At 44.0% G+C, this 26,486-nt stretch carries 25 protein-coding genes; 10 read left to right on the top strand and 15 right to left on the bottom strand.

Annotated features, from left to right (window positions below; genetic code table 11):
* Positions 1–351: 351 nt before the first annotated feature.
* The 5 genes from sdhC to ACYRYY_RS04080 all read left to right on the top strand — a co-directional run bounded on the left by sdhC (position 352) and on the right by ACYRYY_RS04080 (position 4,157).
* Entirely contained in the window at positions 352–705 is a 354-nt protein-coding gene (sdhC, locus tag ACYRYY_RS04060; RefSeq protein WP_460214237.1) for a succinate dehydrogenase, cytochrome b556 subunit, read from the top strand.
* 12 nt (positions 706–717) lie between these two features.
* Entirely contained in the window at positions 718–1,026 is a 309-nt protein-coding gene (locus tag ACYRYY_RS04065) for a succinate dehydrogenase, hydrophobic membrane anchor protein (RefSeq protein WP_460214238.1), read from the top strand.
* A 26-nt stretch (positions 1,027–1,052) separates the two neighbouring features.
* Complete coding sequence (gene sdhA / locus ACYRYY_RS04070; RefSeq protein ID WP_460214239.1) at positions 1,053–2,822, top strand: succinate dehydrogenase flavoprotein subunit; 1,770 nt, start codon at positions 1,053–1,055, stop codon at positions 2,820–2,822.
* A gap of 18 nt (positions 2,823–2,840) precedes the next feature.
* Positions 2,841–3,548, top strand: coding sequence for a succinate dehydrogenase iron-sulfur subunit (locus ACYRYY_RS04075; protein ID WP_460214241.1), 708 nt, complete (start codon positions 2,841–2,843; stop codon positions 3,546–3,548).
* A 132-nt stretch (positions 3,549–3,680) separates the two neighbouring features.
* Positions 3,681–4,157 carry a YbaK/EbsC family protein gene (locus ACYRYY_RS04080; RefSeq protein ID WP_460214242.1) on the top strand — a complete coding sequence of 159 codons (477 nt, stop codon included), beginning with the start codon at positions 3,681–3,683 and terminating at the stop codon, positions 4,155–4,157.
* Between the two features lie 32 nt (positions 4,158–4,189).
* Here the strand turns inward: ACYRYY_RS04080 and ACYRYY_RS04085 are convergent, their stop codons facing one another.
* The 3 genes from ACYRYY_RS04085 to ACYRYY_RS04095 all read right to left on the bottom strand — a co-directional run bounded on the left by ACYRYY_RS04085 (position 4,190) and on the right by ACYRYY_RS04095 (position 6,353).
* A complete protein-coding gene (locus ACYRYY_RS04085; protein WP_460214244.1) occupies positions 4,190–5,038 on the bottom strand; it encodes a DMT family transporter in 849 nt (282 codons plus the stop codon).
* A gap of 152 nt (positions 5,039–5,190) precedes the next feature.
* Positions 5,191–5,739 (bottom strand): hydrolase, encoded by a 549-nt coding sequence (locus ACYRYY_RS04090; protein WP_460214245.1) that lies wholly within the window; start codon positions 5,737–5,739, stop codon positions 5,191–5,193.
* Positions 5,740–5,753: 14 nt separating this feature from the next.
* On the bottom strand, positions 5,754–6,353 hold the full coding sequence (locus tag ACYRYY_RS04095; protein ID WP_460214246.1) for an HAD-IA family hydrolase: 600 nt from the start codon (positions 6,351–6,353) through the stop codon (positions 5,754–5,756).
* Between the two features lie 33 nt (positions 6,354–6,386).
* On the opposite strand from ACYRYY_RS04095, the gene mnmA reads away from it, so the two are divergent.
* Complete coding sequence (mnmA, locus tag ACYRYY_RS04100) at positions 6,387–7,463, top strand: tRNA 2-thiouridine(34) synthase MnmA (RefSeq protein WP_460214248.1); 1,077 nt, start codon at positions 6,387–6,389, stop codon at positions 7,461–7,463.
* Positions 7,447–8,154 (top strand): ATP-dependent sacrificial sulfur transferase LarE, encoded by a 708-nt coding sequence (gene larE, locus ACYRYY_RS04105; protein WP_460214249.1) that lies wholly within the window; start codon positions 7,447–7,449, stop codon positions 8,152–8,154. The genes mnmA and larE overlap by 17 nt, the downstream gene beginning before the upstream one ends.
* Here the strand turns inward: larE and ACYRYY_RS04110 are convergent.
* Positions 8,135–8,815, bottom strand: coding sequence for a flagellar brake protein (locus ACYRYY_RS04110; protein ID WP_460214250.1), 681 nt, complete (start codon positions 8,813–8,815; stop codon positions 8,135–8,137). The two genes, larE and ACYRYY_RS04110, sit on opposite strands and share 20 nt — an antisense overlap.
* A 188-nt stretch (positions 8,816–9,003) precedes the next feature.
* On the opposite strand from ACYRYY_RS04110, the gene ACYRYY_RS04115 reads away from it, so the two are divergent.
* A complete protein-coding gene (locus tag ACYRYY_RS04115; protein ID WP_460214251.1) occupies positions 9,004–9,579 on the top strand; it encodes a hypothetical protein in 576 nt (191 codons plus the stop codon).
* Between the two features lie 5 nt (positions 9,580–9,584).
* Complete coding sequence (locus tag ACYRYY_RS04120) at positions 9,585–10,328, top strand: hypothetical protein (protein ID WP_460214252.1); 744 nt, start codon at positions 9,585–9,587, stop codon at positions 10,326–10,328.
* Here the strand turns inward: ACYRYY_RS04120 and ACYRYY_RS04125 are convergent.
* The 9 genes from ACYRYY_RS04125 to ACYRYY_RS04165 form a co-directional block, all read right to left on the bottom strand.
* Positions 10,321–10,893, bottom strand: coding sequence for a class II aldolase/adducin family protein (locus ACYRYY_RS04125; RefSeq protein ID WP_460214254.1), 573 nt, complete (start codon positions 10,891–10,893; stop codon positions 10,321–10,323). The two genes, ACYRYY_RS04120 and ACYRYY_RS04125, sit on opposite strands and share 8 nt — an antisense overlap.
* A gap of 352 nt (positions 10,894–11,245) precedes the next feature.
* Positions 11,246–12,406 (bottom strand): MFS transporter, encoded by a 1,161-nt coding sequence (locus ACYRYY_RS04130; RefSeq protein WP_460214256.1) that lies wholly within the window; start codon positions 12,404–12,406, stop codon positions 11,246–11,248.
* Positions 12,403–13,680, bottom strand: coding sequence for an MFS transporter (locus ACYRYY_RS04135; RefSeq protein ID WP_460214258.1), 1,278 nt, complete (start codon positions 13,678–13,680; stop codon positions 12,403–12,405). Before ACYRYY_RS04135 ends, ACYRYY_RS04130 begins: the two co-directional genes overlap by 4 nt.
* Entirely contained in the window at positions 13,673–15,457 is a 1,785-nt protein-coding gene (locus ACYRYY_RS04140; protein ID WP_460214260.1) for an ABC transporter ATP-binding protein, read from the bottom strand. The genes ACYRYY_RS04135 and ACYRYY_RS04140 overlap by 8 nt, the downstream gene beginning before the upstream one ends.
* On the bottom strand, positions 15,444–17,231 hold the full coding sequence (locus tag ACYRYY_RS04145; RefSeq protein WP_460214262.1) for an ABC transporter ATP-binding protein: 1,788 nt from the start codon (positions 17,229–17,231) through the stop codon (positions 15,444–15,446). The genes ACYRYY_RS04140 and ACYRYY_RS04145 overlap by 14 nt, the downstream gene beginning before the upstream one ends.
* A 9-nt stretch (positions 17,232–17,240) precedes the next feature.
* On the bottom strand, positions 17,241–19,397 hold the full coding sequence (locus ACYRYY_RS04150) for a TonB-dependent receptor (protein WP_460214264.1): 2,157 nt from the start codon (positions 19,395–19,397) through the stop codon (positions 17,241–17,243).
* Between the two features lie 129 nt (positions 19,398–19,526).
* Complete coding sequence (locus ACYRYY_RS04155) at positions 19,527–20,711, bottom strand: DUF1302 family protein (protein WP_460214266.1); 1,185 nt, start codon at positions 20,709–20,711, stop codon at positions 19,527–19,529.
* A 12-nt stretch (positions 20,712–20,723) separates the two neighbouring features.
* Positions 20,724–21,485 (bottom strand): outer membrane lipoprotein-sorting protein, encoded by a 762-nt coding sequence (locus ACYRYY_RS04160; RefSeq protein ID WP_460214268.1) that lies wholly within the window; start codon positions 21,483–21,485, stop codon positions 20,724–20,726.
* Entirely contained in the window at positions 21,482–23,752 is a 2,271-nt protein-coding gene (locus tag ACYRYY_RS04165; protein WP_460214270.1) for an efflux RND transporter permease subunit, read from the bottom strand. The genes ACYRYY_RS04160 and ACYRYY_RS04165 overlap by 4 nt, the downstream gene beginning before the upstream one ends.
* Positions 23,753–24,008: 256 nt before the next feature.
* On the opposite strand from ACYRYY_RS04165, the gene ACYRYY_RS04170 reads away from it, so the two are divergent.
* Positions 24,009–25,046 carry a helix-turn-helix domain-containing protein gene (locus ACYRYY_RS04170; RefSeq protein WP_460214272.1) on the top strand — a complete coding sequence of 346 codons (1,038 nt, stop codon included), beginning with the start codon at positions 24,009–24,011 and terminating at the stop codon, positions 25,044–25,046.
* A 55-nt stretch (positions 25,047–25,101) separates the two neighbouring features.
* Here the strand turns inward: ACYRYY_RS04170 and rplQ are convergent, their stop codons facing one another.
* Positions 25,102–25,458, bottom strand: a complete 357-nt coding sequence (gene rplQ / locus ACYRYY_RS04175; RefSeq protein ID WP_265823827.1) for a 50S ribosomal protein L17 — start codon at positions 25,456–25,458, stop codon at positions 25,102–25,104.
* Entirely contained in the window at positions 25,459–26,463 is a 1,005-nt protein-coding gene (locus ACYRYY_RS04180) for a DNA-directed RNA polymerase subunit alpha (protein ID WP_460214274.1), read from the bottom strand.
* Positions 26,464–26,486: the final 23 nt, after the last annotated feature.

A 26,486-nucleotide genomic window follows, 5' to 3' on the forward strand; every position in this document is an offset into this window, starting at 1 on the left:
AAAATAATCAATGATTTTTATTTCCATTATCTACTCAATATTTCTTTTTTATGTTTATCCGTTAATATAAAAAAGCACCTGATAACCCGTGAAGCCTGTCAAATTAAGTTTTTGTACTCCTCGTTCATAACAGACCCCCCCTATTATCATACTTTCCAACTAGTTTTATAACAGGGTTTATTTTTTTCATATTATACTATAGCATTGTTAAACATTCCAAACATACAGTCCGTTGCGGGTGTCGAATGTATACAATATACAATATGGTTTGACATGATGGGCTAATTATGATAGTAATTTTTTGGAATAATTTAACATCGTTTGTTTTAATAACTACGACAGGAGTGTACAATGCCAAGGAAAGACCTTGTTACCTACCCGAAGAAAACCGGGTACCGCAAGCACACCGGAATGGTCGCATGGCTGCTGCACCGTATAACTGGGGTTATAATCGGTGCTTACCTTATTATGCACATTCTGGGCGTTTCAGGAACTGTTTCCGCTCTTTCATCAGTTACTGGCGCCTCAGTTGTGAAAGCTCTGTTCCTCGTGAGCTTCTCGTTTCACGCTTTTAACGGCGTGAGGATCATCCTTATGGAGTTCGGAGCAGGTGCCCACAGGGAAAACTTCTCCAAATACTTCATGGCAGTGGTTTTCATAACCATCGTCATAACAGTGATCGGCGCGATCCCGATCTTCAGCTAAGGAGGAAAACTAATGGACAATTACAAATTTATGGGTTCAAGCAACACCGGAACTTTTGCATGGCTCATGCAGAGAATTTCCGGCGTAATACTCATCCTTGTTGTTCTTATGCACTTCTTCTCCATGATGAAGGGCGGAGAATACGGTATGATGCAGGCTGTTCTGGCACCTGTTATCGCTTTCGGTCTTTTCCACACTTTCAACGGATTTAAGATGATTACCGATGACTATGTCTCAAGCGCAGGCTGGAGAGGTATAATCCTCGGCGCATACTGGATAGTCGGAATCACTCTTGCGGTTCTGGCGATCAAAGTCATCTGATTTAAAAATTACAAGAGGTATTACCTATGTCTGTTAAAGTTGAATATCACAAGTTCGATGTGGTTGTCGTGGGTGCCGGCGGCGCAGGGCTCAATGCGGCTCAGGTTGCGTCACAGCATGTAAAAACTGCCGTTATCTCGGAAGTTTACCCCACAAGAAGCCACACGATCTCTGCTCAGGGCGGTATTTCCGCTTCCCTCGGCAACCTTGAAGAAGACCACTGGCACTGGCACATGTTCGATACTGTTAAAGGCAGCGACTATCTTGCGGATCAGGACGCAGCCGAATACATGACTAGAAAAGCACCCGAGATGATCATCGCTCTTGAGCATATCGGTCTGCCTTTCAGCCGTACTCCGGACGGAAAAATCGCACAGCGTCCCTTCGGCGGACACACTGCCGAATTCGGTAAAAGACCTGTTAAAAGAGCATGTTATGCTGCTGACAGAACAGGTCACGCTATGCTCCAGAACCTTTATGAGAAATCAGTTGAGCAGGGAACGCACTTCTACAGCGAGTTCTATGCCCTCGAACTTCTCGTAAACAACGGTACAGTTAACGGCGTTCTCTGCTATGACATCCAGAACGGAGAATTCCACATATTCCACGCTAAAGCGATTATCTTCGCCACAGGCGGTAACTGCCGTATCTACCAGACAAACTCAAACGCCCACATAAACACCGGTGACGGTCTTGCTCTGGCTCTCAGAAAAGGCTTCAGCTGGTCTGACGCTGAATTCTTCCAGTTCCACCCGACAGGAATCTACGGTGCGGGCAACCTTATCACAGAAGGCGTGCGCGGTGAAGGCGGTATCCTCCTTAACAAAGACGGTGAACGCTTTATGGAGCGCTATGCGCCCACCATTAAAGACCTCGCACCCAGAGATATAGTTTCACGCTCCATGATGAAAGAGATTCTTGACGGAAGAGGCGTCGGTCCCAAGGCTGACCATATCCTCCTCAAAATCGACCACATCGGTATCGAAGCTATCCTTGAAAAACTCCCCGGTATCCACGAGCTTTCACTCGTTTTCGCCGGTGCTGACTGTACTAAAGAACCTATCCCCGTTGTACCCACTGCCCACTACCAGAACGGCGGTATCCCCACAGGCTACCTCACTCAGGTTATTAAAGGCAATATGGACGGCGAAGAATTCGTACCCGGCTTCTTTGCTGCCGGCGAATGTGCTTCCGCTTCCGTACACGGTGCAAACAGGCTCGGAACGAACTCACTGCTTGACCTTGTTGTCTTCGGACGTACAGCGGGTGAGCAGGCGGCTAAGTTCGCTCAGGAAAACCCCTTCGTTGACCTCGTTGAAGACGCAGGCAAAGAAGGTCTGGCTACAATGCAGAAATTTGCTAACTCAAACGGTACAAACACTTTCGGACCGGTTTGGGAAGAGCTTACAAGAATCATGCAGACCAACGTTGGCGTGTTCAGAACTGAAGCGCTTATGACAGAGGCTCTTGAAGTTCTTGATAAACTTGAAGCAAAAATGGATGACTTCAGAGTTGTGGACAAATCTTCCGTTTACAACCTCGACCTCATTGAAGCTCTTGAGCTTAACAACATGATTCTCGTTGCAAAAGCTGCTGCTAAAGCTGCTCTGGCAAGAAAAGAATCAAGAGGCGGTCACTACAGGGATGACTATCCCGACAGGGACGACGCTAACTTCCTCAAACACACAGAAGTGTACCTTGAAGAAGACGGCAAAACTCCGAGGGTGGACTACAGAAAAGTGCGCATGCAGCCGCTTACTGTTGAGCCTTTCCCGCCTAAAGCCAGAGTATATTAATTCGGGAGGTCTGAGATAATGAAGAAGGTTACATTCGAAATATTCAGGTACGATCCCGATAAAGACAAGGAACCGTACTACAAAACATATGAAGTCGAGCTGAGAAGACCCGGTTATCTTATGCTTGACGCCCTCAACCAGATAAAATGGGAGCAGGATCCCACGTTTACTTACCGCAGATCATGCCGTGAAGGTGTTTGCGGCTCTGACGGTATCAACGTAAACGGTGTAAACATGCTTTCCTGCATGACTAAGGTTGAAGACCTCGGCAGTGATCACATAGTGCTTCAGCCGCTTCCCGGTATGAACGTTATGAGGGACCTCGTGGTTGACGTTGATGATTTCTTCGCGAAATTCATCACAGTTAAACCTTACCTCATAAGAAAATCACCCAACCCCGACAAGGAAATCTACCAGTCTCCTGAAGACAGGAAGAAACTTGACGGTCTTTATGAGTGTATCGCATGCGGATGCTGTTCATCCTCATGCCCCTCATACTGGGCTGATAAAAAATACCTCGGACCCAACGCTTTCCTCAGAGCATGGAGATATCTCGCTGACTCTAGGGATGAAGGTGCTGAGGAGCGTCTGCCTATCCTTAACGATAAGCACGGCGTTTGGAGATGCCACACAATCTACAACTGCGTAGAGGCATGCCCCAAAGAACTCAACCCCACAGAAGCAATTATGAACATCAGAAAAATGCTTCTGGACACTGAGTTCTAATCTTTCAGACTTAAAAACATCGAAGCCCGCTTCTTTTTCGGAAGCGGGCTTTTTTTTATTTTCTTAAATCCTTAGATCTTTTAAAACCCTCAAACTTATGATAAATATAATCAAAAACAATGAAGGCGTAACATGAAAAAACCGCAGGACAGCGTAGCAAAAGTCACACAGGCTCTCAAAGATATGGGAGTGGACACAGAAGTTCTTACATTCTCACAATCCACCAAAACATCTCAGGAAGCGGCAGACGCAGCAGGATGCGATCTGGCACAGATTGCTAAATCCATTGTTTTCAGAGCAAAAAAGGCAGATAAAGCTGTCCTCGTCATAACAAGTGGTGTGAACAGGGTCGATACAAAGCTGATACGTGACCATCTGGGAGAAAAACCAGACAAAGCAGACGCTGATTTTGTCAGAGAAAAAACAGGGTATGTAATCGGCGGAGTTCCGGCAATCGCACACAAAGAAGAGCCGATCGTTTTTCTGGATGGAACACTCACAACATTTGATGAAATATGGTCAGCAGCGGGCTCTCCCTATTCTATCTATAAAATAACACCACAGGAGCTTCTGCGGATAACCGGAGCTAAAGTCATCAAAGTCTGCTGAATTGACACGGTAGGAAAAGGATATTTGTCGGCTTAAGAGGCTTTAACTTTCTTGTTGATCAAATAAACAGCACACAGAGCTATACCGCCGCCGACAAATGTACTCCATGCAACCTTTTCACCAAGAAATACCATACTGAATATGAGTGCGCTCACCGGAACAAGGAACACAAATGAGCTTGCCTTGTCAGATCCAAGCTTAGTGGCACATAAAAAATACACTGAAGTTCCGAAAGTGGTTGCGAAGACTGCGAGCATAAAAAGATTGAGCCAGAAGATCCCGTCAAAAGACGAAATACTCCCCACATCTCCCTTCATGTAAGCAAATACAAATATCGTTGTAAACAGAGACAGATAGAAGTTAAAACCGATGGGGGAAAGAATGGTTCTCACCCTTGAACTCAGGTTTGTGAGCGCAGCCCATGTCGCAGCAGCAAGCAGAAAAAATACATTTCCGCTGTGAAACAGTGCATACCAGTCCATTTCCCATATTCTCAGGATGAATCCTGCGCCTACAGCACCTATGGAAAGCCCTACAATGTCCTTCCCCATAAAACCATCACGGTTGATAAGCTTGTTTATAAGATAAGTTGCGGCGGGAATAAGCGTGGTGGTAAGCACTCCGCCAACACTTGCCAGTCCTTTTTTAAGCCCCATGAAAAAGAAAAAATTATATACAAGAAGAAGAACAGCTCCAGACAGTGCGGCAAAAAAACCTGTTCTGCGGAAACGGAATCCTTCTTTCAGAACAATCATAACGGGGATAAGTGTAAGGCTTGTAAGGGCAAAACGCCAGAAGATAAGCTGATCCGGTGCAGCGTAGCGCACAAGGATTTTAGCGTTTATCCATGAACCGCCCCATGAGATCATCACGAGGAACATTAAAAACATCAGTAGCATATTTGACATTATTTATCTTATTCTAAAATTCTGATTTTTGGAAAGAGGAAAGATGAAAGTGTATGTAAAGTTTTTTTAACACGCCTTCTGCCTGATGTTGTCTGTACCCGGCAGAAGGCCGGATAATGAACTCATTACTTTATAAGCTTTGAAACTTCTTTAAATTCAGGTGTGCCTGCCGCTCCGAGAAGCTGGAACAAAACTGTCTCAGAAATGGTAACGACAGCACCGGCCTTCTCCATGAATCTGAGACCTATTTCCCAGTTAAACTTTGCACGGGAGCATACAGAGTCCGCAACAACGTGGACGCCGAAACCGGCTTCAAGAAGATCCACCGCTGTCTGCAACACGCATACGTGTGTTTCCATTCCTGCAAGCACAACATTCCGGATTCCTTTATTTTTCAGTTCTTCCACAAACGCTTTCTCGCCGCAGCATGAGAATGTTACTTTCTCAAAAAAATCGTTTCCTGCTTCAGCAGTAATCTCACTGACAGTATTGCCTAGACCTTTTGTGTACTGCTGCGTTACAAGTACCGGAGAACCGATGATCTTAAACCCCTTTATAAGCTTGATTATGTTGTTTCTGATACGCTCGTAAACCTTGGGGTCCATTGCGGGAGTGAGCCTTTCCTGAACATCAATCACTATAAGTGCCGTGTCTGCCTTAGAAATTTTGAACATAAGCAACCTCCGTATTAAATTTCCACATATTTTTTAAGTTCACCAGCCGCCTGTTCAAAGGTTTCATACAGTACGGCATTCATCCCCACGCCGAGCGCACGGGCGATATTTCCCTTATTATCATCAATAAACACCGCTTCCTGCGGAAAAATGTTCAGCTTATTACATGTTTCTGTGAAATATGACGGACTCTGTTTGCTGTTTCCGTCATGATAAGAGTTAAAAACATGATGAAAGCTTCCGAAAAAGCTGTCTCTGGCATTTAATTCATCCAGCCAGTGCGTCTGATCGCTCAGGATAGCTGTCCTGTAGTTTTTGCCAAGTTTTTCAGCAAGTTCAATCACATAAGGACGTACAACAAAGCGTGGGAGTATCTCCGCCTTAAGCTCTTCAACACTCATAGGCACACTGATCTGTTTTTTCACATAGTCCCAGTAACCATATTCATCCACCTTTCCCACGCAGAAGCCTGTTTCAGTGATTGCCTGCACGCAGAGTTCAAAGAAGCTTTCGGGCTCATGACCGCATTTACCTGCAATGACCCTTATTCCTTTTGCCCAGCCTTCCTCAGCGATTACACCGCCAAAATCGAAAATAACTGTTGAAACTTTCATCAAATCCCTTTTAATACATAGTGTTCATAATAAGTGCTAACATTCCGTACCGAAAAAGTAAAGAAAGGAAAATACATGAAAGAAAAAGTAATGGTGGCTATGAGCGGCGGCGTTGACAGTACAACCTGTGCAATGCTTATGCTTGAACAGGGTTACGACGTTACAGGCGTTACCCTGCACCTTTTTGACGGGCAGGAGCAGGCCCTTGAAGATGCTGAAAAATGTGCTAAACAGCTCGGAATTAAATGGTATGCGGCAGATTACCGCAAATTCTTCGGAGAGGATGTAATATCCTACTTCATACGCACATATAAGCTGGGCAAAACCCCTAACCCCTGCTGCCACTGCAACCACGGGGCAAAGTTTAATTATCTTTACCGTGAAATGATGTCCGAAGGCTGTAGCGCACTCGTTTCAGGGCACTATGCAAGAATAGTTGAAAAAGACGGAAAAAAGCTCGTGGCTAAAGGTGCGGACACAAAAAAGGATCAGTCCTACTACCTTTCGCTTATGGAGCCATATCAGCTTGAGGTAATACGTTTTCCTCTGGGTGAAATGACAAAGGATCAAACCCGTGAACTCGCTAAAAAATACGGACTGACCGTAGCAGAAAAAAAGGACAGTCAGGATGTATGTTTCCTGATGGGTCAGGACTACAGAGATTATCTCAGAAGCAAGCTGAAAGAAAAAGACGTTAGGAAAGGAAACTTCATCCTTGACGGGAAACCTCTTAAAGAGCATGACGGCATTGTTTTCTACACAGTCGGACAGCGAAAAGGGCTCGGCATAGGTTATCATGAACCTTTATACGTCAGCGCTATTGATCCAAAAAGCGGTGATGTGCATCTTGGAATAAAAGAGGAGTCTGCACGAAGGGGCGTAAAGCTGAAGGATTGCGTTTTTGCAGATTCAAGCAGATATATACGCCGAGCCAAAGCACGGCTCCGCTACAGGATGCAGGAAGCGCCCTGCACTCTTGAGATCCTTCCGGAAGGAAAAGCAGCACTGCTGTTTGATGAACCACAACTTTCGCCTGCACCCGGACAGGTTGCAGCGATATATGAAAAAGAGGTGCTGCTTGGCGGCGGTTTTATTGAATCGGTATTTTGAAAAATTTGATCAGGCAGTAGTCGCTTTCAGTGGCGGGGCGGACAGTACGGCGGTTCTTATGATGGCGGTGGAGTATCTTGGTGCGGAAAATGTCATTGCTGTAACGATGGAATCGCCCCACATCTTTTGGTATCAGGTGGAAAACGCACGTAAAACAGCCTCCCGTCTCGGTGTTCAGTGGATCTCCAAAAAGCTTAATATTACAGATGAATTTCTGGAAAATAAACCTAACAGATGCTATGTCTGCAAAAAGGAGATTCTGAAATCCATAACAGAAACAGCCATCGAAAAAGGAATTGAACATATTTTTGACGGTACAAATATAGAAGACACAAAAGAATACCGTCCGGGTATGGCGGCTATCATCGAATACGGCGTAGTCTCCCCCCTGCTGGACAATGAACTCGGCAAGGAATACGTCAACAAAGTCATAGCTCCGCTTATAGCAGACGGCTGGAAATTTCCCAATGACTCCTGTGTGGCGACAAGGATAAACGGCACAATAACAAAGGATAAGCTGAGAGCTGTTGAAAGGGCGGAGAACACCTTGAGAGACGAATTTGAAGGCATACGGATGCGCCTGTTTGATAATCCGCCGAAGGTGCTGTTCAAGCATCCGAAGAAACTCACACCAGAGCAGCTGCTTAAGTTAAGCTTTGAGCTAAAGAAATCTATCCCCGAATCTGTTTAAGTTCTATCTGGCGCTTAAAAACATATTTGATGAGAGGGTTGCGCTCCGACTCTTTTTTAAAGCGGAATTCAACGCTGATCTGGTTCTTACCCTCAAGGCGCACAGTGCGTATCACTTTGCCCTGAAGAACCACTCCTTTGCCAAGAATATCAGACAGATCCACACTTACATGCTGCCCCTTAGCCGCCTCCGCTTCGGTGATAAGCCGACACCCGCCTCCGGAGAGGTCAACAATTAAACAGTCCCGTGTGTCATATGCCTGACTGGTTTTTTCGCCTTGTGCAAGAGGATGATAGAGGGAAATGCTCCCCTTTATTCTGGTGGAAACCCTGAAAAAGTCCCGAAGCTGATTACGTTCCATTGTTTCCGGTTTACGGAGCTTAAGAAAATAGATGGAACCTGTTTTTACCCTTCCCTGAACCGCAGTGTCAAACCTGTAGCGGCTGTCAGGACCCATGAAGCTGACTTCAGCCTTTGTTCCCGGAATAAGCGGAACAGGAATCCCTCCGCTGGAAGGCATAGCGGCAAGAATACTCCCGTCTTTATCAAAGTCCTCCACTCTGGAGTCGTAACTGCCGGCATAGTCACCGTCATTTACAATGAGAGTAATTTTTGTATTTATCGTAAAAAGTTTATCGAAATCACTTATCAGCTCTGCCATAGTGTTCTTATACAGGACTTTCAACGGCTCTTCAAGATTTTCTAAGTTATCACAGGACAATAAATTTTATTTCAACTGCCCCCCTCTGTCCTTCTTAATTTTCTTCCATTCTCTGTTTTTATACGTATAATTGTCTTTCCCATATTCCCGAAACTGTAAAGGGGATGTGATTTTATATGAGGTAGTTGATGGACAAAGCCAGCCTTGAAATTGAAAATTTTGACATTCTTGACGGAGACGTTCTTATGGAGCTGGATGATTTTTCCAAGCTTCTGTGGGGATGGATCAATGAGGATGTGCTGTCTGTTTTGCCGGAAAGACCCTCAATTGGCTCAGGTTCTCTGCAGTCAGACCCTGTAGCTGAATATAAGTATGTTTTCTTTATTCATTATTTCAACCTGCTCATGGTTCATGTTCTGGGACACAGTCTGGGCAAATACAGGTCATTTGCGAAAAAACATCTTACTGACAAAAATATGCGCGACTTTTTAACAAAAAAACAGAGCATTCAGGATATACTTGCTAAAAACGCCAGGAACATCACAGTGCTTAACGCTATCATCCGTAACTTCATATCAAAACTGATGGAAAACGGAATAAGCACTCAAAGACTGGACAGCAGTCTTGATATGCATTATCTTAATGCTGTCTCAGTTGTTGTTCCCAATATCAGAAAAAACGCCGCTCTGAGAGAGCATATTATTCCATTGGTTATTGAAGACGCTTCTCTCGCAGGCAGGTTGAAAAGACTTTTCAGCAAGTAGGTAAAATGAACAATATCAAACTCATAAGAGTAAAACAGAAAGTCGGTTCCGGCGTTCGTGTATTTGCTTATGTTCTTGTAAATGTACGTACAAAAAAGCACGGATATTCAGAAACCATAAGTGTTGATGTTACGCCAATCATAAAAGACGAGCTGTTAAGCGGCGTTCCGGAAGAAGATCTCTCCAAAACAACTCCTCTTGACGACAAAACCAACAGATTCATCGCCACAGCAGATGCCAACAGAGAGACTGTAACCATTGCTGCCGGGCCGAGAATGATGCTAGGTTCCAGCATCCGCAACAAAGGGGTTGGAACTTTCGCACTGAACGAAATAATACGCTGGATGATAGTAAAATATCCCAACTATATGCTTGATGTAATCAATATCTCTTCAAGCTTTCTTCCTGACAAGGACGACAGAAAAAGGTCCGTACACTTCTTCTCCAACTTCGGATTCAATTTCAAGGAAAGCGGCAGTGAATATGAGGGAACCATGGAAGCTGTCCTCTGCATGAATCTGCACGAGTATCTGAACCGCGGAAAAATTGATGAAATAGATATAAGTAAATTCATCAGAGAACTCTTAAGGGAACGGTATATGATTGAGGAAACCATAAAAAATCAGGGCAGACTCATTCAGGAGCATGAAGTTTTCAGACATAAAGCAGAAAAGGACAAGTTCACCAGTGTATTGATAAATATTCTGATCGTTATGAGTGCCCTTTTTCTTCTCTTCTACCTCAGATAATGCCGTTTTTTACAAAAAGCTTTTTTAACATCAGTGCTTTTGCATAAAACTCCAGACCTGAGATGTAGACATAACATTCCTTTAGCGTGTCGCCTACTGCAAAGACTCCATGATCCTTCACAATAACTATTTTATTCATGGTGAGCCCTTCTGCAACGTTAACGGCAAGCTCATCCGACCCGCTTTTACCTGTCACCACAGGGACATATTTAAGAAACGGCAGAATCTCCGCAGCGGCAAAACAGGCTGCCTCTTTAAAAAAATCGCCGGCAAGAATTGAGAAAACAGTATGTGCGTGCATTACTCTTTTTGCACCAGTCTCACAGATTATCTTTTTATGAACACAAAGTTCTGTGGTTGCAAGTTTGTCATTCGGGCATTCTTTATCAAGGAAAAGCTCAACTATGTTCTCGTCACCAAGGTCATCAAGCATAGAACCTGTTTTAGTGGCATAGAGTACGCCGTTTTCATAAGCTGAAATATTGCCGAAGAATGAAGTTGTGAGACCGTTTTCCACAAGTTTTCTGCCAAAAACTGTCATTTCATTTTTAATTATATTATTCATATTTCCTGCCGCTAAATTAATCATTTTTTGAACCGGAGTGTTTTACGCAAAAGAACAATTCATTTGCTTGAAAAAGTATAAGATATTTGAATAAAAGAGCAAATATATTTTTCACAACAGACCTTAAGGCACAATGTTAGCAAAAATAAACGCAATAAATAATATAAAAAGACATAAAAACAAAAGTCATAAGTTAATGAGGCGCTATGGCTGCTATAAAGAAGAATATAAGTTTGACAACTTAAATTATGAGGCAAAAAACTTTAAAAAAAAGACAAATTAGCAAAAAAAACCTGAACCGCAGAACATACGGTTCAGGTAAAAACATGAAAAGAAAAAGTGGCGGTGGAAATTATATTCTTTTAAACAAAGCCCACAGAGCCATGAATGCAAATGCCGATGCAGCAACTATAAAAGGCAGAGAAGGATTGATGCCGTAAAGCATTGTACTCGCCAGAGGACCGGCAATTATACCTATCCCCTGAAACGCAGAGACAGTACCTGCCGCCGCCCCCTGCTCATCCTTTGAAACAGAGTTAGCAGTAATAGCCTGAAACGCCGGCATTACCATACCCATGCCGATTGTGCCGATACACAAAGCAAGAGCAAGAAAAACAGCGGTATTTGATAAAGCCGTTAATATGAACCCAAAGAAAGCGGTTACAGCACCGAGTTTCATCCATGTTTCCGGAGTTATGCTTTTGACCTTCGTAACAATAATCTGAATAGCGATAAATGAAATACCGCAGGCTGAAAGAACATAGCCGGTCACCCTTGAGCCTTCAATAGCTTCATAGCCAAGCCTGTCAAGAACGAAAAAGCCCATACATATCTGGCATGTAACAACACTGTACATCGTTATGAACGCCGCAAGAGACGGGTATCTGAGCCTTTTATCGGTTATTTTCAGCATTTGCTGTCCTTCTGTCTTTCCGTTATGAGATTCAGTAAGCATCACCGCAAGAACAATAACGGCAGCAAGAGGAAAAACAGCCGCAGCATAAAGAGGAACGGCAAGACCATATACAGCAAGCAAACCGCCGACAACCGGTCCCAGAATCATCCCCAGACCATTTGAAGCACCAAGCGCCGCCATGGATGAAGCCCTCTGTTCCGGAGGGGTCTTATCAGCAACTACAGCCGCTGAAACTGGAGGAATTGCAGAATAAAACAGCCCTATGATCCCTCTTGTAAACACAAGAACAGACAGGGAAACAATCATGACAGGAGGAGAGATAACAGCAAAATTAACAAAAACAGCAAGGATAAGATAGAAAACAGAAAAACCGGCAACTGCTGTTATCAGAATTTTCTTTCTTCCCTGCCTGTCGCTTTTTATTCCCCAGAAACGTGAGAACAGAATCCACATAACGCCGCCTAAAGCCACAGTGAGCCCTGCGTGCCATTCCTTTAGTCCGAGAATTCTGATTATCGGACCTATAACAGCCAGAAATGCCATCATGGCAGAAACACATAAAATATTAGTAAATATAAGAGGTCTTATCGCTTTCATTTATTATCACCATAAATCTGTAAATTCATTTCCGCACCGCAGTCACTGCAAGCCGCTTTGACAACAAGACTTGGCACAGTGTCCCGCCTCCGGCTGAAAAGCACTGCAAGCACAGTAGCAGCCAGAGAGAGGACCGAACCGGCAATCACAACTGAGGTATAGCCGAAAAAACCTGCCATAGCAGTACCTAACATTGATGCTATAAGCCCCACCGCAAGATTCAGGCTATGCTGCATTGCATAATCAGTTGCAGGCATCTCCTCTGATGACATATCCATCATATAAACGGATAAAACTGCTGCCGAAGGGGAATAAACCATAAGCACAGCACAAACGCACATGAATACAACAAAGCTGTTGTCATAACCGTTTACAGGGAAAAGCAGCAGAGGAATGAGCAACGCCTGTATAAAAGTCGTTGAAATAAGTATTTTTGCCTTGCCTATCTTCTTTATAAGCCATCCGACCATTGCGGAGGAAAAGGCTCCCAGAACTGCGCCCACAACATGCACGGCAAAGCCTATACGCTCCAGAGACCAGCCGAGATCAACAAGTATAGGCGTCGAAAGAATGTACACGATTGAAATTCCCATGGGGTAGACCATAAGCAGCAGAAGCCAGTCGCTCTTGCCTTTCCAGAAGGATATAAACTGACCGGAGTATTTTATCTTTTCCCTGCTTTGAATCTCAAAATGAGGCTCTTTATAAAAAATCACCTGAACAAGAGCTATAAAGGTGATTGCCGCAAGCATTATGAAGCACCAGCTCCACCCTATGTACCCGTATATGATCAGAGTTACTCCGCCGCCTATCATGTAACCTATCATCCCGCCGGCAATTTTTATTCCGCTTCCCAGCCCTCTTTCACTTCCTTTAAGAATCCGATAGGCAAGCCCATCTACCGCCACATCCTGCGTTGCGGAGATAAAACTAAGCAGAGTAAAAAGAACAGCAATAACGGTAAAGTCATCAACTATGCTGAACATGGCTATAGCAAGAGGAATAGCCACAAGAAGACTCTGAGAAATCACAAGCCAGCCTTTAAAATGTGTTTTAAACAGCTTAACTTTATCTATAAGCGGTGCCCAAAGAAATTTAAGCAGCCAGAATATTCCGAAAAGGTATATCAGACTTAATCTCTCCAGAGGCATTCCGTGTTTACGCAATATTCCTGCCAGTGCTTCAAGAAAAAAGCTTGGACCCAGATACTGAGTAACATACAAAGAGAAAAGCAGAATAAGGTTACGCTTGAGCGTAAGTTTTTCCTCAGTCACGCTGCACCTTCATCTGCCATTTCTTCGCACGCTGCTGGGCATTCCACATGGCAGTATAACGTCCGCCGGCAGAGGCAAGCTCCTCATGCCTGCCCCGTTCTGCTATCTTTCCGTCATCCACCACAAGGATAGTGTCCGCCCCCGCTATTGTTGAAAGTCTGTGAGCAATAACAATAACCGTACGGTCTTTCACAAGAGAGTCTATTGCTCCCTGAACAGCAGTTTCGCTCTCTGTGTCAAGCGCTGCTGTGGGCTCATCCAGTATGACTATCGGAGCATCCTTCAGGATCGCCCTTGCGATACTTATTCTCTGGCGTTCACCGCCGGAAAGATTACCGCCTATATCGCCTATTTCAGTATTATATCCCTCAGGCAGACGTGTTATGAACTCATCGCAGTATGCAGCTTCAGCAGCGAGGCGCACCTCATCATCCGTTGCATCTGGTCTGCCCATGCGTATATTGTTAAGCACTGTATCATCAAACAGATATACATCCTGAAATACAACTGAGATATTTTTCATAAGCTCGGTCTGCGTCATTGAACGTATATCAGCACCGCCGATTCTTATTGTTCCTTTGGCTGGATCTGCAAAACGCATAAGCATTTTGGTTATTGTAGTCTTTCCTGAGCCGGATGGTCCGACAATGGCTGTCAAAGAGCAGGAAGGCAGATGAAAGGAAACTCCGTTAAGCGCCTTTGTGCTTTCTCCGGAATACGCAAACTCAACATCTTCAAAATCAACAGACGAACCGGACGGTTCTTTTTCCGCTGCTGTAACATTCAGCTCTTCAACAGCCAAAACAGCCTTAATCTTCTGAAAAGCTGTATTCATGATATCTATAACCGAAGCAACACTGGCAAATATTTCCAGCGGTTCAATAAACCGGGACATAATAACAAGAAGCGCAGCGAGAACAGGAAGAGTCAGTGTTCCGCCGGCGATGAAGTACAACCCTGCGGCAGTGACAGCAAGCAGAGCCGCCTGGACAAGGGCAGCTATAACAACGGAAGGCAGTACGCCCTTTGTCTGTCCTTTTTTCTGTACATCCCGGAGAATTTTAAATGACTTCTGAAGTCTTTCCGACCGTTTACCGGTCTGATTGACAGAACGAAGTACAAACAGCCCCTGAGTGTATTCAACAATATCTGACTCCGCAGCGGCATGAGCGTCAGACACATCCTTCTTTTCTTCTGCGGAAGAACGCCTCTTCCACCTGTATACCGGGATGCCCAGCGGAAGTATAAGCAGCATAATCAGCGCCAGTCGCCAATCCTGAAAAAAAGTAACGGTTATAATCACTGCCGGAACCACCAACACCTGCATCATCAGTGACGTAACAACACCAAAGTGAAGCACGGACTCTTCAACACCGCTTGAAAATACGGCGTTCAACTCTCCGGTTCTGTATTTATAAAGCTTTTCAAGAGGCATTCCTCTGAGCTTAAGACCCAGTTTCAGGCGCAGACTGTGGGATATATCAGCCAGTTTCCCTGTGAAATCCACCGAGTGTCCTTGCCATCTGGCAAATGAATAAACAACCCCGAACAGAGTCATAATCCCGATCCAGAAAAAGGCTCTCTCCTGATTTGCATCCATTCCATAAACTGCTTTCATAAAAGGGTAAAAGCATGAAAAAGCCGCTCCTTCAGCGAGAAAAGCTATGAAAAAAAACAGAACGCTTCTTTTCACCGCCTTCCCATGCTCCCCGGCAACTTCCTGCGATATTCTGAATGAATCAGTTATTGTGGCAAAACGGCTTTTATCTGTTTCCACGGTGTTCTCCTTTTTCCTGCTGCATGTGCCAGTCCTGAGCTTTTATATAGTTTCCCCAAAGTCTTGCGTACACGCCGTCCTTCATTAAAAGCTCATCATGACGTCCGGTTTCCGACACTTTGCCCTTGTCAAAAACCACTATGCTGTTTACATCTGTTATGGTGGAAAGCCTGTGGGCTATGACTATAACAGTCTTATTTTTTGTAAGATTTGAAATGGCCCTTATTATTTCTTCCTCATTTTCCGGATCGGCAAAAGCAGTTGCCTCGTCCAGAACCACAACAGGAGAATTACGCAGTATGGCTCTGGCGATGGTAATTCGTTGCTTTTGTCCGCCGGAGAGGCGCACGCCTCTGTCTCCGGCCTTTGTTTCATAGCCATCAGGCAGAGACATTATAAAATCATGTATCTGTGCCGCTTTTGCGGCCTCGATCATGTCATCTGAGGACGCATGAGGGTTTGCCATCAGTATGTTAGAGGCTATGGAATCGTGAAAAAGGAATGTATCCTGAAACACAAAAGAAACAGTATTCATAAGAGCTTCAGTTGAAATATCACGTATATCAGCACCGCCGATCCTTATCATACCGCACTCAACATCCCAGAATCTGGGAATAAGCTTCGCAACTGTGCTTTTCCCCGCTCCGGAAGGTCCTACCAGAGCAGTAACCGTTCCCTGAGGAACAATAAAGCTTACATCCTTTAAAGCGTATTCATCCCTGTCCTCATACCTGAAGCTGACATTTTCAAACTCAACATCAAAACTCTTCGGAAACTTCGGGTTATCCGGTTCTGTAAGGGTCTTAGTGTCCAGTATTTCCTGAATGCGGATAGCGGAGGCACCTGACTTTTTAATGAAGTTTGTCAGCCACATAAGAGGCATCATAGCATCTGCCATGCCTGTACTTATGAAGAGAGAGGCAAGAAATACGGAAAAGTCCAGTGTTCCTTTGTGAATAAAAAATGCTCCTGCCGCACTGACAGATATAAGAGTCGGCACAGCACTGAGTATAATTATACCCAGTCTTCCTGAAATTCCTGTTTTTTCCACCCATCTGCTCAGACTCACTCTGAAGTAATCCAAGGCTTTGTTATATCTGCCGAAGGAGCTTGTTCCGTCATCAAAAGTCCTGACAACAGGCATTGCCTGAACAAACTCAATTACTGCGGAATTGATCTGCTCCTGACTTTGTTCATAGTCTTTGCGGAGAATCTCTGAGTCTCTCATCACCACAGACATAATCACTCCGCCGATGAAAAGAACACTCACACCCGCCACAGCAAGACGCCAGTCCAGAACAAACATCAGTATAAGCGAAAGAATGGGGGCAACCGCCGTTCGTCCTATGAACGGCGTGGTATCAGCAACAAAAGCATGAAGATTTTTAACATCATCCAGCATAACCTTTTTCAGAGCCCCGGAACCTGTATTGATAATAAAGCCCAGAGGAACTTTTGCCAGATGCTCCGAAAGCTCTGTACGAAGAATCTGCTCAAGCCTGAACGCTGCCAGATGAGAGACCTGAAATGAAAAGGTTTTCAGAAGAAAGTACACAACAGCAACAAAAAGCAGAACAGGCATAATATTGTTCAGGGCAACTGACGCATCAGCGCCGGATACTATGATATGAACAGCATATGCCACAAGCACAAGCACGCTTATGCCTGCAACCGCTCCGAGACCAGCCAAAACCATACCTGTCCATATGGCGGGCATAACGGGGGTCATGATTGACCAGAGCCCCCGTTTTGTTTGTTTATTTTCAGTTTTCATCAATATTCCTTAGAAGTAAAATGCTGCGCCGGCACCGACTGTTCTTCCTTTTGAGGGCATTCCCACTACTACATCGCTGCCGTCAACATATGATTTTCCGAAATACCACCCGTAGAGGTCGTAATATTCATCAAGGAGATTATCGCCCCATACATAGACCTCAAGGCTTCCGTTTTGTATCCCGATGCGGGCGTCAAGTTTATGATATGAATCCATCTCGAAATTATCCGCAGTATCTCCTGCACGTTTGCCCATATACCTGTCCGTTACCTTGGTAAAAAGAACAGGATTTTTCATTCCAAAAAATGCAGGGAGATGCTGAAAATGGGCTATTGAGAGGGTTGCATTCCATTCAGGAGTATCAGGAACGCTGTTCCCTTCTTCGGCTCCGGAAGATGAGCCCTGAGGAACGGAAGTTATCTCCGCATCGGTGTAGCCTACGCCTCCGCTGATAAGAAAATGCCCCAGCTTGGCATAGCCTTCAAGCTCCACACCTTTTGACTCAGTGTCAAAGTTTTCAACCTGAGTGAGTCTCGTTGAAACATCATAAACAAGCACATGATCATCTTTATTGTCATTAAAGAAGGCAGAACCGTTGAGACCATATTTTTTATTGTCAGCCTCATACTTGAAACCGATCTCATAGCTGTCCGTTTCTGTTTCTTTATAATAGCGGTCGGCTCTGCTGCCATCGATGAAGCCGGAGGCCCATTCATTGAAACCTGCTGTTTTATGCCCTCTTGCATAAACTGCATATATATTCGTCTGTTTTGTCAGTTCGTATCCGACTGCCGCTCTCCCGGTAAAATATGAGTCAGTTATTTTTCCGGAATCCTCAGCCTGACGGACGGGATTAGGGTTTACAGCGCTTGCCTTCCAGTCGGCATCATACTCCTTCTCCTCATCAGTAAAGCGCAGCCCGGCTGTGAGCTTTATCTTTTCCGCAACCGGAACAGTTGTTTCCGCAAATACAGCGGCGCTGGATATCTTAAAGTTGTTGTTCATTTCGGCGTTATACCATCCGGCAGGGTTAAGGCTGTCGTAACCGCCGGGCAAATCAGCATCGCGGTCCATATGGTAATAATTGACGCCTGTTACCCAGAATACCTTGTCGTGAGGTTTAGAAGAAAAACGGAATTCCTGATTAAATGAAGAGTCATCCATCTCTCTTTTCATCACTCCTTCACCGGTCATTCCCATCAGTTTTCTGTAGACAATACCGTTATAAACATAATTATTTTCGTTCACGCTTGACTGCGCATAGCCTGTAATTGAGTTGAACAGGGCACGGGAGAACTCATGCTCAATATTCAGAGTTCCGCTGTTCATGAATTTATCAGCATAAGCGGAATCCTTAGGGATATCGGTCTGCTGTTTATCATCATAAGGCATAAGAACTTCCGCCCCGAAACGCTTCAGAACTTCCTCATGGCTGTAAATAAGTGTGGCTTTCGTTTTTGAAGCAGGCTGCCAGAGAAGAGTACCTCTGATACCGAAATCTCTCGGTTTTGTAACCGGTTCTGCTGTTCCGTAATAAGTTACCTGACTGTCATTGCCTGCGTATTTAACTGCCAGCCTTCCGCTCAGGGTTTTTGAAAAAGGTCCGCTTACTGCACCTTCAGTAAGAAAAGTATGTTTTTCACCGTATTCACCCCTTAAATAACCCTCAAATTCTCTGGTGGGTTTTTTGGTGATGATATTTATCGCTCCTGACTGGCTGTTTCTGCCCATCAGAGTTCCCTGAGGACCTTTAAGAACCTCCACCTGCTCTACATCCAGTGTTCCCAATGTTGCACTGCCCACATTGTTAGCTACGCCGTCAATATTTATAATAACGGATGTATCATCAGGGCTTGCATTCTGAAGCGCTCCCGTACCTCTCATACGGACAATGCCTGTACTCACTCCCCCGTAGGTGTTTACCTCAACTCCTACTGACTGTTTCAGCATATCCTCAAAATTCTGTATGCCCCTGTTTGACAGCTCATCACCGCCTATAACAGAAATACTGAAAGGAACATCCTTTGCTGTTTCTTCTGCCTTTCTGGCTGTTACTGTAACATCATCAAGCTCATACACATCGCCAAAGTGATTTTCTTCCGCAAATGAATGCGTGGAGATAAGCAGCGCAGCAGTCAAAAAATAGGCTGATATTCTCTTGTTCATCGGTCTAGCCTCCGCAAAATAAGAATGGTTGAAAAAATACAAGTTTTAGTCAATTAACTTATTTTGGAATACTAAACTATTGTTATTCTATAAACTACCTGAATGCGAATTATTCATAGTCGAAAGCGATCAAAAACTGAACTTAAACTCAGTGTATGCATAATCGTTATCACTGTATTGACCCCATACAGTTGAGGGCTTGCCGTATATCAGCATAATGCCGCTTTTAAGGGTAAAACCGTCAGCATAGTAATACTCGCTGAACACTTCAAACCCGCCGCTGTCATCACCGTAATGAGTACCCCTGAAACCGGCTTTCAGATCACCATTAAAATATTTATCACTGGCTTCGTAGGTAAAACCTCTTCCCTCTTTCCCTTCGCTGTCAGTAAAAAGCTGAATATTCAGATATCCGTCGTTGTCAAAATTTCTGTCAAAACCAATAACCCCTATGGTATAGCCGCTGCCGTAGAACGAGCCTTCCTTGTGGGCAAGTTCTCCTCTCAATGTTCCGTTGGAAAGTCCTTTGGCAAAATTAAAACCGTACGCCTTAATCCGCTCATAAACAGGAACAATACTTTCGTTCCTGTACTTCAGCAAAGGTTCATCCGCATACCCGCCGTAATACAGCAAAGCGGCGTCCCAGCCGTTATATGTCGTATAAATACGGGCTGCTCCTTCTGTGCCGTCCGGTTTGTTCTCACTCTCCACACGCACATTTTTGCGGAGTTCGTTTAAGGATCTGTTTTCCCACGGACTTCCCTGTTCCGGCAGTTCGTTCATTTCCGCAAAAGGTATGAATACAGCTTCAACTGTAAAGAAATCTCCGGCGTAAACAGTCTGAACCATAGTCGCAGGCAGTCTGGAGTCGGTTCTTGCACCAGCCACAGGATTCAGGTGATCCCTTGGATTCAGAATATCCATAGGGTTGATTCCGTCACCTGTTCCCCATCTGAGCATCATATTTCCCGCCGTGATATCCAGTCTTTCAGTATTGTACCGGGCATATGCCTCATACAGCCTGAGAATCTCTGTATCTCCCTGCCAGTCTTCCGGTGCGGAATCGTAATAAGCATACGCAGAAGCGTAAAAGAAAAGCCTCTCCTTTTCATAATCCGCTTCAAGAAAGACCTTGCCCCTGTTCTGAATCAGCTTTCCGCTTTTCGGGGTATATCTCGCCGAATATTCCAGATAACCGCCAAACCTGCTTTCTTTTTCTTTTGGCTGTTCAGGTGCAAACTGAAAATCAGCCAGTGGGTCAAACCCGTATGCCGAAAATGAAATAAATATAATTATTATCAAATATTTAATCACAGCAAATCCAGCTTATCTTTTCAGACTGCTCTGTTCAAAGAGAGTGTCTGATATCTCCTCGTTGTACCTTATATTGCTGCGTTCAAGAAATGTCTTTGTCTTTCGTGAAGGGGTCTCCATCAGCACCTTAGTGTATGTATCTATTCCGTCTATATTCACAAATCCGCCGTAAACAGCGGTTTTCAGCATTCTTCCTCCTTTATCGTAATATTCGGTTTTCAAAACCAGAAACATTTCAGGATGAACAAGTACAATCTTCTTTGAATAGTTTGTATCCTCTTTTTTTACAGGAACACTCTCAACCTCGTAGCAGTTTATACCTGAAAACTCTCTCTTTCCGATTAGCCTGTGGGTGTCATCATCCACTTCTCTTTTCTGTATATCTTCATTTGCAAAGTCAGAACGCATGAAAGCTCCTTTCTTGCCGCCGCCGGAAATTCTTCTGACAAGGCTTTCAGCAGGAAGATACAACCACATGTCATCTTCACGCTCAGGATCTTCATATGACCATGTAAGATACATTGTGTCACGCACATCAGCAGGTTTCTCAAACCTGATAAGGCTTTTTTCATCCACACCGTATTTCTTCCTGTAAGACACAGTTCTGCGTTCCAGAGTCTGCTCACCCCGCTGTATAAACATAGCTGTCTCCATAACCGAAGTCAGGGAGGAATCTCTGTCTTCAACCATCTGCATAATATCTCTTCCTGTTATTTCCGATGCCCCGACGGATAAGGCAGTTAAAGTAAGAATAGTTACAATAAGCTTTTTCATTTATTCTCTCCTGTTTCTTTTCCAAGCGGCTTAATAAGCATGATAGCGGCGGGTGCCATAAAGAAATCCGCCAGAAGCGCCCAACTGAACGCCCAGCCCATAAGAAATCCGTTTTTTATATAACCGGTAAGCTCCGAAAAAATAAACGGGGCAAACCCCAGAACCAGTATCATGGAAGTAAAAATTATGGGTCTGCCGACTGTTGTGTATGTTTTGAAGAGAGCATCAGAGTAGTTGCCGCATCTATTGAATTCATTACGGAATCTGGTGAAGAAATGTATCGTATCGTCCACTGAAACACCTATGATTATTGGTGCAAAGCTCATAAGTATAACATCCAGATAGACTCCGCAGAAACCGAGCAGTCCCAGCGAAATGACAACAGGGAAAACATTCGGGATCATGCTCAGAAAACCCAGCTTCGCCGAGCGCATGACAAGCATCATCATTATGCCTATGGCAATTAAGGCAGCTAAGAAGCTGTTGCGCTGCCCTTCAAGAAGAATATCATTAATACGCAGATACCTGTATAACCCGCCGGACATCGCCAAAGTCACCTCTGAACCGAAAATTTCATCAGCGGTCTTTACAGCAAAATACCCGAATTTTCTTCCTTCCATGGTGGAGAGAGACGGAAGCTTAACTATAACCCTCGCCTTATCAGACATAAATGTTACAAGCCTGTCCATTTCGTTTCCGCCGGAGGTTTCATACATAAACAAATACTGAGAAACAGCCTTATCCTCATCTGGTATATGGTAAAACTCCATATCATTGTCATGAAGCGCCTTCCGCATTTTTTTCAAAACATATGTTATGCTTGTTACCTTGCTGGACAGTGGGTGGGCTTCAAGCCGCAAATGGAACTCATCAAGTTTTTTCATGAACTCCGCAGATTTGATACCATTTTCCCTGCCGGTATCTATCATGAACTCCAGCGACATTACACCACCCATTTTATCGCCTATATAGTCAGTTATATCCCTGAGATGATTACCTTTTTTAATCAATTTGGCGGTATTGGACTCCACCTTGACAAACGATGCACCGATAACTGCTGCAACAGTTATAATTATGAAGAAAGTCAATATCTTAACAGGGTGGTTCACCACCATTGAATGTATTTTGACCAATATAATATCAAAGATGTCCTGTCCGCCGTGCCGCCTTGTTTTCTTCGGATTTATCTTCTTTTTACCGAAGGAGAATATGGAAGGAACAAGCAGCATTGTGATAATCATCGCAAAAAATACACCCGCAGCCACATACACTCCCATCTCTCTGTAGGGTTTGATATGGGTTGTTAGAAAAGAAAGAAAACCTGCAATTGTTGTCATTGAGGTCAATACTATGGCAACTCCTGTGACCCCCAGTCCCCTAATCAGACTCTCCCGGCGCTCTAAACCATCATCGTTAAAATCATTAAAAGCTGAGATATAATGCATGGAATCTGCTATTCCGACACATATAAGAATTGTAGGAAGAGCTGTTGTAAGCAAATTTATTGTGAAACCCATATAGGGGATAGCTCCCATAGTCCAGAAAACTGACAGTGCAACCACTGCAATAGGAGCAAAAACACCCCTTACGCCTCTGCCAAGCCATGCCATGAGGGTGAGCATTATAACTATAGTCATCATGAACAGCTTCTTACCTTCCGAAGAAACCATTCTGTCATACTCGTATGAAAAAACAGGAGGGCTGGTTACAAGCACTTCAAGCTCTTTGTAACGTTCATTTTTGACAATACTGTAAACCGCCTCTGTTATTTCGTATCGTGAGTTTACCTCTTTGGTCTGCTCAGGATATTCATAAAGCTCAAGATGGATAGGAATAAGAGTTTTATCCTTGTTTATAAGTGCATTTACGTAAGAAGGCTCAGTCAGAGACTTATCAAGGAGAGCATCAACCTGTTTCTGGTTTAACACTTCATCGCTGATAAATGAACTTATTTCAAGCCCCTGCGGTGTTGACTCAATCCATTCCGCATTACCAAGCCACTGCATTCGTTTTACCAAAGGAACTTTTTCCTCCAGCTCCAGTGCCATGCTCCGCATTAGTTTGAGCATTTCAGGTGTAAATTTGCCGTTTTTGTCTGCTTTCACAAAAAGACTTACAAAATCATCGTTTCCGAAAGCTTCCTCAAACTTTTTCATAACGGTAACAGACTCATCACCCTCCACAAACCATATATCTGCAGAATTATCAAAGGTGAGATTCTTCATATTAGACACAAAAAATACTGTCACAACAGTAAGAAGCAGCAAGACTAACCACCTGAACCGTATGATTTTTTCCGCAGTTTTTTCAAAAAAAACATTTGAGCGCTTTTTATTTTCCGTCATACATAACCTCAAGCAAAATGAATCAATGCAAACACTAGTACAACAGCATCCCTCATCTCTACCTGATTCGGAATTATTCATACCTGATAACCAAGTTTTATACTGCTTATTTTATTAGATTGACAAAACTGTAGCACTGGATTAGAAAAACGTATGAAGCTTATTATGGAGCGCTTTAATGAAGTCAAAACTTTACATATCAAGCTTTTGTGATCTGTGCAGTGATAAATGTGATTTAAATGGGGAAAATAACTGCAAACGTCATACCATAAGCGATCCTGTAATTAAAATAGAGGGTGATTTTTCACCGGAAAGCATAGAGATGATAGATATGCGCCCCGGTGGTATAGGGTATGTGATAGATATCAAAAAAGAAGAAGAGTTTTACACACGTTTTTCATGCAAAGACGGACCCATAGAGCTTGCCGTCTGCCTCGAAGGCTGCACAGAATATATCTACGATAATGAGCCAATAAAGGGATACAAACATACTGCCAACGGCTCGCAGTGCTTTATTTATAGAATGAGCGAATGCAGCGGACAGGGACACAAAAAAGATTCAAAGCCGATGAAAACTGTCGGTGTCAGCATGAACCCATATATATTCAAAATGCTTATTGATGATTACTGCGGTAAAGTCAAAAAGGAATTTGAAGGATTAACTGACTTTACCCGTCCTGTCTTTGTTATGAAGGATCTTAGAAGCACTCCGGCTATGGAAGCCATAGCCCGCAGTATCCTTGATTGCAGGTTTAATGAACCGCAAAGAAGAATTTATATAATCGGCAAGCTGAGAGAACTGACAGCGCTGATCATTACAGAGTATATACTCGAACAGCCTGAAAAGGAGTCCAGCATCCTCCGCTTCGGAGACTCGCAGAAAATCGCAAAAGCAAAGGAGATTCTTCTGCGTGATATATCAGATCCGCCTGTCATTGCAGAGCTTTCAAAAATGGCAGGGATAAATGAACTTAAGCTCAAAACAGGGTTTAAAGAACTCTACGGAACAACAGTGTGCAACTTCGTTAAACAGCGGAGAATGGAAAAAGCGAAGAATATACTGGAATCAGGAAAAGCAAGTGTGAGCGAAGCAGCGTGGAGCGTGGGCTATACTAATGTAAGCTACTTTATATCGGTATTCCGAAGCTACCACGGACTAAATCCGGGAGAGTTTCTAAGTAAAATAAAAACAAAGATACCTGCAAGCAGGATATAGATACTGAAATGAATTAAAAAAAGGCGACTCTAATGAGTCACCTTTCTTCTATATCTTACTCTTTAACAAGCTCGATAATAGCCATGTCAGCCTGGTCGCCTTTGCGATAGCCTGTCTTGACTATTCTGGTGTAGCCGCCGGGACGTTCTTTGAACTTAGGGGCTACTTCATCAAAAAGGAGATTAACAACCTTTTTGTTAGGAAGTCTTTTCAGCACGAGTCTTCTTGCTGAAAGATCTCCGGCTTTGCCGAAAGTTATCAGGGGCTCGACAAACGAACGGAGAGCCTTAGCTCTTGTAACGGTTGTCTCGATTCTGCCATGCTCAATCAGGAAACCTGCCATGCTTCTGAGCATAGAGAATCTGTGCGCCGTCGGCCTGCCGAGTTTTTTGCCGCTTTTTCTATGACGCATCTATTCATCCTCCGAATCTGAATTCACATAACCAATGGCCTCAAGGTCCATTCCAAGTCCGAGACCAAGTTCATGAAGAACTTTTTTGATCTCCTCAAGGGATTTACGGCCAAAGTTTTTGGTTTTAAGCATTTCGCTGTCCGTCTTTCTGCAGAGTTCAGCCAAAGTTTTAATATTAGCGTTTTTCAGACAGTTATAAGCTCTGACGGAGAGTTCAAGCTCTTCAATGCTTTTATCAAGAAGATCAAAAAGCTGATCATTCTTGCTGGATTCATCGACATCAGAATCTTCAACCTCAGGCTCTTCAAAGTTGATGAAGAGGTTCATATGGTCTTTCACAATCTTAGCAGCGAAAGCTATCGCATCTTCAGGTGTGATTGATCCGTCTGTCTCTACTTCAATGATAAGCTTGTCATAGTCGGTACTCTGTCCGACGCGCGCATTTTCAACGAAGTAGTTAACCCTTTTGACAGGCGAGAAAATCGCATCAACAGGAATCATATCTACTTCGTCTATATCTTTTTCAAATTCTTCTGCGGGCACATATCCAAGACCTCTCTGAACCAGAAGCTCCATGTAGAGTTCTGTCTCGTTATCGGTCAGGGTGCAGATTACCTGCTCAGGATTAAGGATTTCAAGCTGTCCTTCCCCTCTGATATCAGAAGAAGTAACAGGACCTTCGCCCTTTTTCCTGATGTAGAATCTTCTCTGCTCATGCACGCCGAGTTTGAGATCAAGCGCTTTAAGGTTGAGAATTATGTCAACTATATCTTCGTAAACACCCGGAAGTGTACTGAACTCGTTGGTAACGCCCTCGATCTTAACGCCCACCACAGCAGTGCCTTCAATGGACGAAAGCATAACTCTGCGAAGAGCATTTCCCACGGTGATTCCGAAACCTTTCTCGTAGGGCTCAGCGACATACTTTCCGTATTTAGCTGTAACTTCACCCACAGGCTCGATCTTCCTGGGTTTTATTATTTCATGAAAGTTCATGATGATCATACGGAGTCCTCCGGTTTACATTA

It is taken from the genome of Geovibrio sp. ADMFC3, from assembly GCF_054687035.1.